The sequence below is a fragment of the Streptomyces pinistramenti genome, from assembly GCF_020564935.1.
GTDB classification, from domain to species: Bacteria; Actinomycetota; Actinomycetes; order Streptomycetales; family Streptomycetaceae; genus Streptomyces; species Streptomyces pinistramenti.
The window spans coordinates 12323-26119 of the sequence record NZ_JAJCXB010000053.1; the positions used below are offsets into that span (position 1 = coordinate 12323).

At 71.3% G+C, this 13797-nt stretch carries 13 protein-coding genes; 4 read left to right on the top strand and 9 right to left on the bottom strand.

Going from position 1 to position 13797, the window contains the following annotated elements:
• Nucleotides 1-44: 44 nt before the first annotated feature.
• Together LIU39_RS27625 and LIU39_RS27630 are read right to left on the bottom strand one after the other, a co-directional pair.
• Entirely contained in the window at nucleotides 45-794 is a 750-nt protein-coding gene (locus tag LIU39_RS27625) for a methionine ABC transporter permease (protein ID WP_227049627.1), read from the bottom strand.
• On the bottom strand, nucleotides 791-1855 hold the full coding sequence (locus LIU39_RS27630; RefSeq protein WP_227049628.1) for a methionine ABC transporter ATP-binding protein: 1065 nt from the start codon (nucleotides 1853-1855) through the stop codon (nucleotides 791-793). The genes LIU39_RS27625 and LIU39_RS27630 overlap by 4 nt, the downstream gene beginning before the upstream one ends.
• Nucleotides 1856-2515: 660 nt before the next feature.
• Here LIU39_RS27630 and LIU39_RS27635 point away from each other — a divergent pair.
• Nucleotides 2516-2884, top strand: a complete 369-nt coding sequence (locus tag LIU39_RS27635; protein WP_227049629.1) for a hypothetical protein — start codon at nucleotides 2516-2518, stop codon at nucleotides 2882-2884.
• Nucleotides 2877-3320 (top strand): hypothetical protein, encoded by a 444-nt coding sequence (locus LIU39_RS27640; RefSeq protein WP_227049630.1) that lies wholly within the window; start codon nucleotides 2877-2879, stop codon nucleotides 3318-3320. Before LIU39_RS27635 ends, LIU39_RS27640 begins: the two co-directional genes overlap by 8 nt.
• Nucleotides 3321-3375: 55 nt before the next feature.
• Here LIU39_RS27640 and LIU39_RS27645 read toward each other — a convergent pair whose 3' ends face one another.
• Entirely contained in the window at nucleotides 3376-3879 is a 504-nt protein-coding gene (locus tag LIU39_RS27645; protein WP_227049631.1) for a GNAT family N-acetyltransferase, read from the bottom strand.
• A 311-nt stretch (nucleotides 3880-4190) separates the two neighbouring features.
• Nucleotides 4191-5363, bottom strand: a complete 1173-nt coding sequence (locus LIU39_RS27655) for a glycerophosphodiester phosphodiesterase (protein WP_227049632.1) — start codon at nucleotides 5361-5363, stop codon at nucleotides 4191-4193.
• A 252-nt stretch (nucleotides 5364-5615) separates the two neighbouring features.
• On the opposite strand from LIU39_RS27655, the gene LIU39_RS27660 reads away from it, so the two are divergent.
• Nucleotides 5616-6284, top strand: a complete 669-nt coding sequence (locus LIU39_RS27660; RefSeq protein WP_227049633.1) for a lysophospholipid acyltransferase family protein — start codon at nucleotides 5616-5618, stop codon at nucleotides 6282-6284.
• Nucleotides 6285-6350: 66 nt separating this feature from the next.
• Here the strand turns inward: LIU39_RS27660 and LIU39_RS27665 are convergent, their stop codons facing one another.
• Nucleotides 6351-8321 carry a bifunctional metallophosphatase/5'-nucleotidase gene (locus tag LIU39_RS27665; protein ID WP_227049634.1) on the bottom strand — a complete coding sequence of 657 codons (1971 nt, stop codon included), beginning with the start codon at nucleotides 8319-8321 and terminating at the stop codon, nucleotides 6351-6353.
• Between the two features lie 141 nt (nucleotides 8322-8462).
• Between LIU39_RS27665 and LIU39_RS27670 the strand changes: the two genes are divergently transcribed.
• The gene (locus LIU39_RS27670) at nucleotides 8463-8612 is read left to right on the top strand and encodes a hypothetical protein (RefSeq protein ID WP_227049635.1); all 150 of its coding nucleotides are present in this window, start codon (nucleotides 8463-8465) and stop codon (nucleotides 8610-8612) included.
• A gap of 17 nt (nucleotides 8613-8629) precedes the next feature.
• Here LIU39_RS27670 and LIU39_RS27675 read toward each other — a convergent pair whose 3' ends face one another.
• The 4 genes from LIU39_RS27675 to LIU39_RS27690 all read right to left on the bottom strand — a co-directional run bounded on the left by LIU39_RS27675 (nucleotide 8630) and on the right by LIU39_RS27690 (nucleotide 13714).
• Nucleotides 8630-10219, bottom strand: a complete 1590-nt coding sequence (locus LIU39_RS27675; RefSeq protein WP_227049636.1) for an MFS transporter — start codon at nucleotides 10217-10219, stop codon at nucleotides 8630-8632.
• Nucleotides 10216-10767, bottom strand: a complete 552-nt coding sequence (locus tag LIU39_RS27680; RefSeq protein WP_227049637.1) for a TetR/AcrR family transcriptional regulator — start codon at nucleotides 10765-10767, stop codon at nucleotides 10216-10218. The genes LIU39_RS27675 and LIU39_RS27680 overlap by 4 nt, the downstream gene beginning before the upstream one ends.
• Nucleotides 10768-10952: 185 nt before the next feature.
• Entirely contained in the window at nucleotides 10953-12389 is a 1437-nt protein-coding gene (gene argH, locus LIU39_RS27685) for an argininosuccinate lyase (RefSeq protein WP_227049663.1), read from the bottom strand.
• 128 nt (nucleotides 12390-12517) lie between these two features.
• A complete protein-coding gene (locus LIU39_RS27690) occupies nucleotides 12518-13714 on the bottom strand; it encodes an argininosuccinate synthase (RefSeq protein WP_227049638.1) in 1197 nt (398 codons plus the stop codon).
• Between the last annotated feature and the right edge of the window lie 83 nt (nucleotides 13715-13797).

Here is a 13797-nt window from a genome sequence, read left to right on the forward strand (position 1 = left end):
CTTTCTTGCGGGTGTGTCGTCCGGCAAAGGGTCCGGACTCCGGGTCACAGAAGATGCGTCAGGTCACGGGTGATCTGCTCGGACTGCTTGCGCTGCCGGGGCAGGCGCAGCAGCCGCACGGGGCTGTCGGCGCGCGAGGAGCGGCGGGACAGGATGCGCACCGCCAGGTCGCCGATGAGCTGGACGGCGGTCACGATGACGATGATGAGGATCACCGTGACGACCATGAAGCGGGTGTCGAAGCGCTGCTGGCCGTAGGTGATGGCGACGCTGCCGAGGCCGCCCGCGCCCAGTGCGCCGGCCATCGCGGAGTAGCTGATGACGGTGATGACGGTGTTGGTCAAACCGGCCACGAGCGAGGGCATGGACTGCGGGAGCAGGACCTTGAAGACGATGGTCCAGGTGCCGCCGCCCATGGACTGGGCCGCCTCGACGAGGCCGCCGTCGACCTCGCGCACCGAGGTCTCCACCAGCCGCGCGAAGAACGGGATGGCGCCGATGGCGAGCGGGACGACCGCGGCGCTCGGGCCGATCGAGGTGCCGATCACGAAGCGGGTGAAGGGGATCAGGGCGATCATCAGGATGACGAAGGGCAGCGAGCGGCCGATGTTCACGACGACGCTGATGACCTTGTTGACCACGGCGTTCTGCAACTGTCCGCCGCGCTCGGTGAGCACCAGCAGCACGCCGAGCGGCAGGCCGCCGATGACGGCCCACACGGTCGCCCACCACACCATGAAGAAGGTGTCGAGACACGCGTTGTAGAGCAGCGGCTGCATGTCGCTCCAGCTCACTTGGCACCTTCCTTCTGGGACGAGGCGCCGGGCGCCGGGGACTGGGAGGGCTCATCGGCGACGTCGGCGACGTCGACCTGGAGCCCCTGTTCGCGGAGGAAGCCGATGGGGACGACGTTCTCCTCGAAGGGGCCGGGCAGCTCGATCCTCATCCGGCCGATCTGCTTGCCGCCGATGGTGTCCATGGCGGCGCCGAGGATCGAGATGTCGACGTTGTAGGTGCGCGACAGCTCGGAGATGACCGGGCGGGTGGCGGCGTCGCCATGGAAGGTGACGTCCACGACCGTGCGGCCTTCGGCGGAGGGTTCGCCGCCGACCGGGAACAGCTCGCGGGCCAGTTCCGAGCCGGGGGTGGCGAGGAGTTCGGCGACGGTGCCCTGTTCGACGACGCGGCCGTTCTTCATCAGGGCCGCCGAGTCGCAGATGGTCTTGACGACGTCCATCTCGTGCGTGATGAGGACGACGGTGAGGCCGAGCTGCTGGTTGAGGTCGCGCAGCAGCTGGAGGATGGAGCGGGTGGTCTCCGGGTCCAGGGCGCTGGTGGCCTCGTCGGAGAGCAGCACCTTGGGGTCGCCTGCCAGGGCGCGGGCGATGCCGACGCGCTGCTTCTGGCCGCCGGAGAGCTGGGCGGGGTACGCCTTGGCCTTGTCGGCGAGGCCGACCAGGTCGAGCAGTTCGAGTGCCTTGCGGGCGCGTTCGCGGCGGTCGACCTTGAGGATTTCCAGCGGCAGTTCGACGTTGTCCTGGACGGTGCGCGAGGACAGCAGGTTGAAGTGCTGGAAGACCATGCCGATGTGGCTGCGGGCGGCGCGCAGGGCGGCGCCCGCGCGCTTCTGGTTGCCGGCGAGCGCGGTGAGGTCCTGGCCGGCCACGGTGACCGTGCCGGAGCTGGGGCGTTCCAGGAGGTTGAGGCAGCGGATGAGGGTGGATTTACCGGCGCCGCTCTGGCCGATGACGCCGTACACCTCGCCCTCGCGGACGTGCAGGTCGACGCCGTCCAGGGCGGTGACTTCGCGGTCTCCTGAGCGGTAGACCTTGGTCAGGCCCGTTGTGGTGATCACAGGGAATTCCGTCACTGTCGAGTGCTCGGCGGCTCGCCCGCCGGGCACGGGGCATTCTTGCGAGTGCGGCATGGGGGAACCGGGGAAGGCGGGCTCGGGGCCGGGCTTCGGGTTCCGGTGACGCGCGGGGCGGCCGGTTCCGTGGGGACGGACGTATTCGGCACATGTCAGCGGGTCTCGCTTCGGGGCGCGAGGCTCAGGCGGGGGCCCTCAGCGGTCACACATTCGACACATGCAACGAGCACCGGGCGTCGTGATCGCCTCGGTCGCAGGGGTGCGGCTGCTCGTCGTGGTCATAGCGGCCAGTAAACCAGACGGCTCCCCGCGCCTCCCCAGGCTGTCCGTATAACGGACGCGACCGACCAGCGGGTGGACGGCGGGCCGGTCCTGACGCGCGCCGCCGCTCCCCTGCTGGCCTGCGCGGATACCGCCGTCCTGCCGGGACGGCCGCACCGGCAGGACGGGTGCCGCACCGGCAGGCTGTGGCCAACACCACGGCCCTCGTCCCGGCGGCAGGACGCCGGCGGTCCTTGGCCGGCCCTACCGTCCCGGGTCACCGTGGCGCGCCGGGGCCGGACGCAGCCGCCCGCCGGACGCCGATTAGCATCGCCTCATGCCCCACAACCCCACGGTGCGCCGCCGTGCCGCGCGGAGGTCCCGGTGATCGACGCCCTGACGATCGCGGTCGCCGTGACCGCTCTCGCCCTGGCCGCCTGGTGCGGTTTCGCCACGTACCGCGACGAGCCGACGAAGGACTGGCACTTCATCGGCATGGCCGTCGTCTCACTCCTCGGCGTCGTCCAACTGATCGTCGCCGTCGTGCAGTTGGCGCGCGGCCGGTCGCCCGATCAGGGCACCGCGATCTTCGTCGCGTATCTGATCGGAGCGGCGGCCTGCATCCCGGCGACCGGGTTCATGTCGCTCTCCGAACGCACCCGCTGGGGTTCGGCCACCGTCACGGCGGGCGCCGTGGTGCTGGCGGTGCTGGAAGTAAGGCTTTTCGACATCTGGGGAGGCGGCAGTGCCTGAGACCTCTGCGACCAGCGCGGCGGACACCGCCGCCCCGGCCGGGCAACGGCGTTCGCTGGGCACCGGACCCGGGCGGCTGCTGGTCACGCTCTACGGCGTCTTCACCGTCGCCGCCGCGTCCCGCTCGCTCTACCAGCTGATCGCCCAGTTCGACCTGGCCCCGATGCCGTACATCCTGTCGGCGGTCTCCGCCGTCGTCTACGGCTTCATCACCTTCTCGCTGGTGCGCGGTGGCGAGGGGGCCCGCAGGGCGGCGTTCGCCTGCTGCGCCCTGGAACTGCTCGGGGTGCTGGGCATCGGCACCTGGACGCTGGTCGAACCCTCCGCGTTCCCGGACGCCACGGTCTGGTCCGACTACGGCATGGGCTACCTCTTCATCCCCGTCATCCTGCCGGTCACCGGCCTCGTCTGGCTGCGCAGGTCCCGTACCGCATAGCCGACGTGGTGCGGGGCCCGCGGCGCACCGCCGTACGGACCCCGCACCCTCGTCGTCAGGCTCCGGCCGCGTACGCCACGGCCGCCGCCGGCTTCTCCAGCGTGATCACGCGGAGCCGGCGGGTGACCTCCTCGGTCCCGACGGGCACGTAGCCGTGGCTGCGGTAGAGGCGCAGGCCGGCCTCGCTGCGGTGGCCGGTGAACAGGCGGTAGCGCTTGGCCGCCCGCTCCTCGCCCAGCCGGGCCTCGACCGCGGCGAGCAGCCGGCCGCCCAGGCCGTGCCGCTGGAGCCGCGGGTGCACGATGAGCTTGGCGATGTCGGCGGTGCCTTCGGCGTCGACCGTGCCGCGTACCGAGCCGACCACCTCCGCGCCGAGCCTGGCCACCAGCACGCAGCCGCCGCCCAGTTCCGTGCGGAGCGCCGTGAGGCTCTGGGTGAGCGGCTCGATGCCGTAGTCGTCGTAGAGCGCGGCCTCCGGCTGGTAACAGAGGTACTGGAGTTTGAGGATCTGCTCGGCGTCCTGATCGGTCGCCGCAGAGATGGTCACGCTGGTGCCCATGCGCGTCTGCCTCCCCTTTTCGGTTCGCTGTGGCCGGGCGCGCTGAGGGTGTTGGGGGTACGCCCGGAACGAATGGCCCTGACCGGCGGCGCCTCGGGTACGCGCCGCCGCCATGGCGTGACGGACACTGCTGCACTCCGCACTCCCCGGATTTCGGCAGCGGCAATCTCCGCAGCGAGCATTCTGCGTCGGCAAAGGGGACAACCGGAACGGACCGGCCCCAAGCTCCCCTGTGACATTCCCAACTCCGATGAGCGGGGCAGGGGATGGGGCCGGTCCGGAAACGGAACCGGGCGCACCGGCCGGGGCGGTCAGCCCTTGCGGAACTCCGCGGCGGCCAGCAGCGCGGTGTCGGGGTTGTCGGAGAACAGCCCGTCGATGCCGGTGCCGAGGTACGCACGGAAGACGGCGAGGGAGTCGCCGTACGCCTGGGGGTCGCTGCCGCGGCGGTGGTCGGCGGGCAGGAAGGGGTTCTCGTTGCGGACGGTGTAGGGGTGCAGCACGAGCCCGGCGGCGTGCGCGTCCTTGACGACCGCGGTCGGCTTGCCGAGCTTGTCGTCCTTGTCCCACGGGATGATCACGGTCAGGTCCGGGCCGATGCCCTCCGCGAAGCCGGCTATCCACGTCAGGCCCTTGGGCGTGATGAGGTCGGCGACCGTCCGCGGGTCGCCGGCCTCGACGAAGTCCCACGGCTGGGTCTCGGGCGTGGAGAGCAGCACGACCTTGGGGCAGTCCACCAGCTTGCCGAGCCGCTGGAGGCTGCTGGGCTCGAAGGACTGCAGGAAGTTCGGCGCGTGCTTCTTGTGCCGGCCGTACGCGCGCAGCAACTTGGCCAGCCGCTCCTCCAGGCCGAGGCCCAGCTTGCGGAAGTAGGTGGGGTGCTTGGTCTCGATGTGCAGCCAGACCCGGCGGCCGCGCTTGCGGCCCTCGCGCTCGGCCCACTGGAGGACCTCGTCGAAGGTGGGCACCTCCCACACCCCGTCGTACAGGGTGTTGTGCTGCCGGTTGCCCGGAATGCGCTCCTTGGCGCGCAGCGTCTTGATCTCGGCGAGCGTGAAGTCCTCGGTGAACCAGCCGGTGAGCTTGACGCCGTCGACGGTCTTGGTGGTCTTGCGGCCGGCGAACTCGGGGTGGTCCGCGACGTCCGTGGTGGCGGTGATGTCGTTCTCGTGCCGGCAGACCAGATGCCCGTCCTTGGTGGGGACGACGTCCTGCTCGATGACGTCCGCGCCCATGTCGAGGGCGAGTTGGTACGAGCCGAAGGTGTGCTCGGGGCGGTAGCCGCTGGCTCCGCGGTGGCCGACGATCAGCGGCACCGGAAGTTCGTGGCCCGCGCCGCCGTGCCTGCCCGCGGTACGGCCTCCGGCCGCGGAGCCGCGCCCGGCCGCACCCGCCTGTCCGGCCGCGCCCAGTACCGCCGCGCCCGCGCCCAGGGCCGCGGCCCCCAGTACCGTCCGGCGTCCCGGCTGCTGCCGCTTCTGCATCCCCGCTCCTTGCTCCGTGCTGTATCGGTTGTCCCTGACCTGCCTGTTGGGACGGTCCGATCGTATGCACGGCCGGCCGCGTCCGGGGAGACGGGCGGCGGTTTCGGGGGGAACATGGGGGAAACGCGTGTCAACTCTGCGTATCCGTCCGGTGAACCCGATGTGCGGGCGGAGGTGACCCGCGAGTATCGTCCAGAGCCGCTGAGTGGTTCTGCACTTGCTCGCTTCGACCAGCCACGCCCGGAGGGCCCGTTGTCCCGCATTCTGCTGAAGGCGATTCTCGGATTCGTCATGCGCGTCCTGTACCGCCCGACGGTCGAGGGCAGGGAGCACATCCCGGACACCGGACCCGTCATCATGGCCGGCAATCACGTCACCTTCATCGACTCGCTCTTCCTGAGCCTGGTCGTCAAGCGCCCCGTCTACTTCATCGGCAAGGACGAGTACGTCACGGGCAAGGGCATCAAGGGCCGCCTGATGGCGTGGTTCTTCACCAGCTCCGGGATGATCCCGGTGGACCGGGACGGCGGACGCGGCGGCGTCGCGGCGCTGATGACCGGCCGTCGGATCCTGGAGGACGGCCACGCCTTCGGCATCTACCCCGAGGGCACCCGCTCCCCCGACGGCCGGCTCTACCGCGGCCGTACCGGCATCGCCCGGCTCGCGCTGATGACCGGCGCGCCCGTCGTGCCCTTCGCGATGGTCGGCACCGACAAGGTGCAGCCCGGTGGCAAGGGCCGGCCGCGCATCGCCCCGGTGACCGTCCGCTTCGGCGAGGCCCTGGACTTCTCCCGCTACGACGGCATGGACCGCGACCGCTACGTCCTGCGCGCGGTGACCGACGAGGTCATGAGCGACGTCATGGAGCTGTCCGGCCAGGAGTACGTCGACGTCTACGCCACCAAGGCCAGGGCCGCCTGACCGGCCTTCCGCCGCACGGGCCGCATCCCTTATGGATGCGGCCCGTTGCCGTGCCGCGGACGGCTGTCAGCAGGGCACCCGGAAGCCGCCGGGCGCGCGCTGCCCCTGCGGGCCGCCGGTCCGCGCGGCGCGCAGGGCCGCCTCGGGCCGCGGCATCGCGCTGCCGTCCGCCTGCCGCAGCTGCGCCCGTTCGGTGACGGTGCCGACGCGGGCGCCGGGCGCGGCGGCGTTCTTCACCCGCACCCGGTCCAGGGCGGCCGGCTTGAGCGTCTTCGTGGTCCGTACGTAGGAGACGAAGCTCTCGAAGTCCCTGGTGTGCCGGACCGGTGTGGTGAAGCCCAGGAAGGCGCTGAAGCCGTCCTGGTTGATGAGGGTGTACGAGGGGGCGGCGATCCGGTAGGTGCGGGCCTCGTCGAGGGCCTTGCCGTCGATGAAGACCTCGGCGGGGTCGACGCGTTTGCCCACCGGGCCGGCGGCGTCGAAGGTGTAGCGGACGTTGCCGGAGACGGCCAGCGGCGCGTAGGCCAGACCGCCGCCCTGGGCCGGCGCCCACTGTTCCTCCAGCGCGTCGTGGATCTGCCTGCCGGTGACCGTCACCGTCATGACCGGGTCGCCGAATCCGACGGCGTTCCATGCCTGCCCGAACGTGACGGTGCCGCCGGAGGCCGCGTCCCGGACCAGGTCGGCGGCGATGACGGCCTGCCCGGTGCGCGGCGCGACGGCGATGACGGCGAGGTCGGCCGGGGTGTTGGCGGGCCCGCCGGGGTCGGCCGTCGGGTCGAGCGGCTGCCGGCCCGCCCACAGTGCCCAGTCGGCCGCGAGGTCGCCCATGGTGCTCTCGCCCGCGGCGTTGCGGGTGCGGATGAAGGATCCGGTCTGGGTGCCGAGTGCGGTGGCGGCGCGCCGGGTTCCGTAGCCGGCCCAGTAGTCGGCGATCTCCCGCAGCTCCGGATCGGGGGTGATGTCACGGGTGTTGGGGTGGTTGGTGGTCGTGGTCAGGGACCGGACGACGGCTCCGGTGGTGGGGTCGAGGCGCAGGTTGATCTCGTTGATGAGCTGTCCGTAGCAGCCGGCCTCGACGAACGGGCGGGGGGTGCCCTTGGGGTCGGGCAGCATCATGTTGAAGGCGCAGTGCCAGTGCCCGGTGACGATCGCGTCGATGTCGGGCGAGGCGCGCAGGGCCAGTTCGTAGGCCGGTCCCGAGGGGTTGCTGCCGCTGTTGAAGTCGCTGCCCGCCACCGCGCCGTCGTGCATGCTGAGCACGATGGCGTTGACGCCGCTCGCCTTGAGTTCGGCGGCGCGGGCGTTGGCGGTCTCCAGTTCGTCCAGGGTGCGCAGGCCGGGCTGGTAGGAGCCGGGGAAGGTTTCGGTGCCGGCGGCGGTCAGGTGGATGAAGCCGACCGGCAGCGTGCGGCCGCCGCCGGCGTCGACCTGCACGATGTTGTACGGCGGCAGCACGGTCTTGCCGGTGCCGGACCAGACCATGTTGGCGCTGTAGTAAGGGAAGTCGGCGCCGTGGAACCGCTGTCCCGTGGAGTCCTTGAAGGCGTCGTCGCGGTCGATGACGGGGAAGGACGTGCCGGCCTCCATGTGCGAGGTGAGGAAGGTCGCGGACTTGTCGAACTCGTGGTTGCCCGCGGAGGCGAAGTCCAGGCCCATCGCGTTCAGTGCCTCGATGGTGGGCTCGTCGGCGAGCGAGGAGGCGTCGAACTCCCAGCCGGAGAAGAGGTCACCGGGCGCGAAGAAGACGGAGTTGGTGCGGCCTGCCCGCAGCGCCTTCAGGTGCGCGCCCATGTAGGCCACCCCGCCCACCGTGTAGGTGCGGCCGCCGGCGCCGGTGATGACGGAGTTGCCGCCGGGGGCGCCCTGGAGGTAGCCGTGCAGGTCGGTGATGCTGAGCAGTTGTACGTCGACGTATTCGGTGGCGGTGGCCGCGCCGCGTGCGTGGTCGGTGGCATGGGCCCGGCTGCCGATGGCGCCGGTGGTGGCCAGGACTCCGGCCGCGGTGAAGAAGGAGCGTCGTCCGATCTCGCGCACTGCGTCACTCTCCTGAACGGGCCCGACCGAAGGGGAACGGACGGAGAGTCAAACGGGCGGGTCGGGCCGGCCGGCCTCCGGGACGCGTCCCGGACGTGAACGGGCGGCGGACAGCGGTCCCGGCGGCGTGCCGTATGGATCATGGCGCCCGCACCGCGCGCCGCCTCGCAGGACACGCCCCGCCGGCGCGCACCGGGCGCCGCCGTCCCCCGTCCGCCACAGACCGGCCTGCTCAGCGGCCGTGAGGGCCGCCGTTCGCCGGAGCGTGCGGCGGCCCTCACGGCCAAGTGACGGGGGCGGTGCCCGGGTTACGCGGATCCGGCGGGGCGCTCGGGGACGGTCTCCGGCTCGGGCTCCGGACTGTCGCCCAGCTCCTGGCCGTGCAGCAGGAACCACGCGGCCACCGACGCGGCCAGCAGCACCGCGGCGCCGACCCCGGCCGCCACGTCGAGCCCTTCGACGAAGGCGTCCTGCGCGGTCTTCAGCAGCGCGGCGGCCTGGTCCTGCGGCAGCGTGGCGGCCGCGTCGACGGCGCCGCCCAGGGATTCCCTGGCCGCGTCGGCGGGGCCCGCCGGCACGCCGGACGGGGTGGCGAAGCCGCGGTAGATGCCGGTGACGATGGAGCCGAGCAGCGCGATGCCGAGCGCGGCGCCCAGTTCGTAGGCCGTCTCGGAGACCGCGGACGCGGCGCCCGCCTCCTCCCTGGGCACGCTGGAGAGAATCACGTCGGCGGTGACGGTGAAGGCGAAACCGGCGCCGACGCCGACCACGAACAGGATTGTGGCCAGCGCGAGGGTGCCGGTGTCGGCGTGCAGGGTGACGCAGCCGGCGAGCGCGAGCCCGACGATCGCCAGGCCGCCGGCCACCACGATGCGCACGGACAGCCGCCGGGCGACGTATCCGGCGGCCAGGCCGGCGCCCACCGCGCCGATCGCGGCGGGGAGTTCGGTGAGTCCGGCGTTCAGCGGCGAGCGCAGCTGCACCATCTGGAGGAACTGGGAGAGGAAGAAGACGAGTCCTGACAGGCCCAGGATGGTCAGCAGGTCGGCGAGGACCGCACCGGAGAAGCCGCGGTGGTGGAAGAGCTTCATGTTCAGCAGCGGCGAGGGCAGCGAGAACTGGCGGCGGACGAACACGACCAGCGCCAGGATGCCGATGACCGCGGCCACCGCGATGTCCCAGCGGAAGCCGTGCACCGCGGCTTCCTTGATCGCGTAGACCAGGCCGACGATGCCGATCAGCGAGAGGGCGACGCTGGGGATGTCCCACGGTCCCGGGGCCGGGTTGCGGGATTCGGGGATCACCCGGGCGCCGACGACCACCAGCAGCGCCATCACCGGCAGGTTGATCAGGAAGACCGAGCCCCACCAGAAGTGACCGAGCAGGAAGCCGCCGAGTACCGGTCCGACGGCGGTGCCGGCCGAGGCCATCGCGCCCCAGATGCCGACCGCGAGGCTGCGTTCCTTGGGGTCGTGGAAGAGGTTGCGGATCAGCGCGAGGGTGGAGGGCATCAGGGTCGCGCCGGCCACGCCGAGCAGCGCGCGGGCGGCGATCATCATCTCCGGGCTGGTGGCGTACGCGCACAGCGCCGACATCGCGCCGAACGCGACGGAGCCGATGAGCAGCAGCTTCTTACGGCCGATCCGGTCACCGAGGCTGCCCATCGAGACCAGCAGTCCGGCGATCACGAAGGAGTAGATGTCGCCGATCCACAGCAGCTGGGTGCCCGAGGGCTTCAGGTCCTCGCTGAGGAAGGGGGTCGCCAGGCCGAGGACCGTGGCGTCCACACCGACCAGCAGTACGGCGAGGACGAGGACGGCGAGCGCAAGCCAGCGTCCGGGGCGGGGGTGGTCCTCGTGGGCCGAACCTGCCGGTCCCGCCGCTACGGTCTCGCTCATTTCTCCATGCTCCGTCGGATGCCGCCGAGCAGCAGCTCGGCGATCGAGTGGGTGAGGTCGTTGCGGGCGACCCGGCCGTCCTGGACGGCCCACGCGCCGGCGCCGACGAGTCCGTAGAACGCCTCGGTCAGCCAGGTCGCGCTCAGGTCGATGCGGAAGTCGCCCTCTTCCTGGCCGCGGCGGAACAGCGCGTGGATGCGGGTGTCCAGACGGGCCCAGCCCGCGTTGACCTCCTCGCCCTCGAACAGCTGGTTCTCGGTGAACAGGAAGGCCAGCACGCCGGCGACCTGCTGGGCCTCGGCGACCAGCCGGCGCAGTGCGCCGGCGGCGTCGCCCTCGTCGAGCCGGGCGGCGTCCATCGCCTGGGCGAGCTGTTCTATGCCGAGCTGTTCCAGGGCGCGGATCAGCGCGTCCCGGCCCGCGAAGTGCCGGTGCAGGGTGGCGCGGCTGATGCCGGCGGCGCGGGCGATCTCGTCCATGGAGGAGGTCGACCGGCGCGCCAGCAGCGCGGCGGCTTCTTCGAGTACGCGTGCACGGTCCACGGCCATGAGACGCACCTTAATGGAATGAGACGTGAATGTCTCATCCAGTACGTGGGGCGCTCCCTTTGGAGGGGTGCCGGGCCTTGCGCCGATCGGACACGGCGGCGGCCCCCACCCGGTCCATCGGGTGGGGGCCGCCGCACGTGCCGGGAGGGGCGGCCGGCATCGCACCGCCCGCCTCCGTACCGTCCCTACGTCGTCGGCTGCTTCGCCGTGGCCCAGGCCCGCTGCGTCGCCAGGTCAGCCGTCACCTCGGCGAGCTGGACGGCGACGGCGGACGGCGCGGTGCCGCCCCGGCCACTGCGCGAGGCGAGCGCGCCGGGCACGTTGAGCACCGTGCGGACCTCGGGGGTCAGGTGCGGCGAGATCTTGGCGAACTGCTCGTCGGTCAGCTCGTCCAGCTCGATGCCGTGCGCCTCGCACTCCTTGACGCACTCACCGGCGACCTCGTGCGCGACCCGGAACGGCACGCCCTGCTTGACCAGCCACTCGGCGATGTCCGTGGCGAGCGAGAAGCCGGCGGGGGCCAGCTCCTCCATCCGGGCGCGGTGGACGGTCAGGGTGGCCATCATCCCGGTGAAGGCGGGGAGCAGGACCTCCAGTTGGTCGCAGGAGTCGAAGACCGGCTCCTTGTCCTCCTGGAGGTCGCGGTTGTAGGCGAGCGGCAGCGCCTTGAGCGTCGCCATCAGGCCGGTCAGGTTGCCGATGAGGCGGCCCGACTTGCCGCGCGCCAGCTCGGCGATGTCCGGGTTCTTCTTCTGCGGCATGATCGACGAGCCGGTGGAGAAGGCGTCGTGCAGGGTCACGAAGGAGAACTCCTTCGTGTTCCAGATGATGACCTCCTCGGCGATCCGGGAGAGATTGACACCGGTCATCGCGGTGATGAAGGCGAACTCGGCGACGAAGTCACGGGAGGCCGTGCCGTCGATGGAGTTGCCCGCACTGCCGTGCTCGAAGCCCAGGTCGGCGGCGACCGACTCCGGGTCGAGGCCCAGCGAGGAGCCGGCCAGCGCGCCGGATCCGTACGGCGAGACGGCGGTCCGCTCGTCCCACTGCCGCAGCCGTTCGGCGTCCCGGGACAGCGACTGGACGTGGGCCAGCACGTGGTGGGCGAAGAGCACCGGCTGGGCGTGCTGGAGGTGGGTGCGGCCCGGCATCGCGACGTCCGGGTGTGCCTTCGCGAGGCCGACCAGCGCCTCCTGGAGTTCGACGAGCAGGCCGCCGATGATCCGGGCGTGGTCGCGCAGGTACATCCGGAAGAGCGTGGCGACCTGGTCGTTGCGGGACCGGCCGGCCCGCAGCTTGCCGCCGAGGTCGGCGCCGAGCCGCTCCACCAGGCCGCGCTCCAGGGCGGTGTGCACGTCCTCGTCGGCGACGGTGCCGGTGAAGGAGCCGTCGGCGACGTCGGCCGCCAGCCGGTCGAGACCGGCCAGCATCCGCTCCAGCTCGTCGGCGGTGAGCAGTCCTGCCTTGTGCAGCACGCGGGCGTGGGCGCGGGATCCGGCGATGTCGTAGGGGGCCAGGCGCCAGTCGAAGTGGACCGACGCGGACAGCTGGGCGAGTGCCTCCGCCGGTCCGTCGGCGAATCGGCCGCCCCAGAGCCGGACGTCGCCCGTGCTCTTATCGATCGAATCGGCGCCGTTGCTCACTGCTGCTCCTCAAGGACTGTGACGGTGCGACCACCGCCCCGCGCGGGGCGGGGAGGCGGGGTGGTGCGGGAATGTGCGGTCCTGTGCTCGGCTCTGGTCGCGTCGGGCTACGCCCGCAGTTGACGCTGCGCGGCGATCTTGCTGGACATTCCGAACAGCTCGATGAAGCCCTTGGACAGCGACTGGTCGAAGGTGTCGCCGGTGTCGTAGGTCGCCAGGTTGAAATCGTAGAGCGACTCGGCGGACTTCCGGCCGGTGACGACCGCGCGGCCGCCGTGCATGGTCATCCGGATGTCGCCGGTGACGTGCTGGTTGGCCTCGGCGATGAAGCCGTCCAGGGCGCGCTTGAGCGGCGAGAACCACAGGCCGTCGTAGACCAGTTCGCCCCAGCGCTGCTCGACCTGCCGCTTGTAGCGGGCCAGTTCGCGCTCGACGGTGACGTTCTCCAGCTCCTGGTGCGCGGTGATCAGCGCGATGGCGCCGGGGGCCTCGTAGACCTCACGGGACTTGATGCCGACCAGCCGGTCCTCGACCATGTCGATCCGGCCGATGCCCTGGGCGCCGGCCCGGACGTTGAGCTGCTGGACGGCCTCCAGGACGGTGACGGGCCTGCCGTCGATCGCCACCGGGACACCCTGCTGGAAGGTGATGACGACCTCGTCCGCCTCGCGCGGGGTGGCCGGGTTCTCGGTGTACTCGTAGACGTCCTCGATCGGCGCGTTCCAGATGTCCTCCAGGAAGCCGGTCTCGACGGCCCGCCCGAAGACGTTCTGGTCGATGGAGTACGGCGACTTCTTGGTGGTCGCGATCGGGAGGTTCTTCTCCTCGCAGAAGGCGATGGCCTTGTCCCGGGTCATCGCGTAGTCCCGGACCGGGGCGATGCACTTCAGGTCGGGGGCGAGGGAGGAGATGCCGGCCTCGAAACGGACCTGGTCGTTGCCCTTGCCGGTGCAGCCGTGGGCGACGGTGGAGGCGCCGTGCTTCTTGGCGGCGGCCACCAGGTGCTTGACGATGGTCGGCCGCGAGAGGGCGGAGACCAGCGGGTAGCGGTCCATGTAGAGGGCGTTCGCCTGGATCGCCGGGAGGCAGTATTCGTCGGCGAACTCGTTCTTGGCGTCCGCGACCTCGGCCTCGACGGCGCCGCAGGCCAGGGCGCGCTTGCGGATGACGTCCAGGTCCTCGCCGCCCTGGCCGACATCCACGGCAACGGCGATGACCTCGGCGCCCGTCTCCTCGGCGATCCAGCCGATACAGACAGAGGTGTCCAGGCCGCCCGAGTAGGCGAGTACGACGCGCTCGGTCACGGGGCTCTCCTTACGGTGCATACGCTGATAGGCATAAGTATGCACTCCACTGTATGTTTCGTCAACGCGAGAGCGAAGTCGCA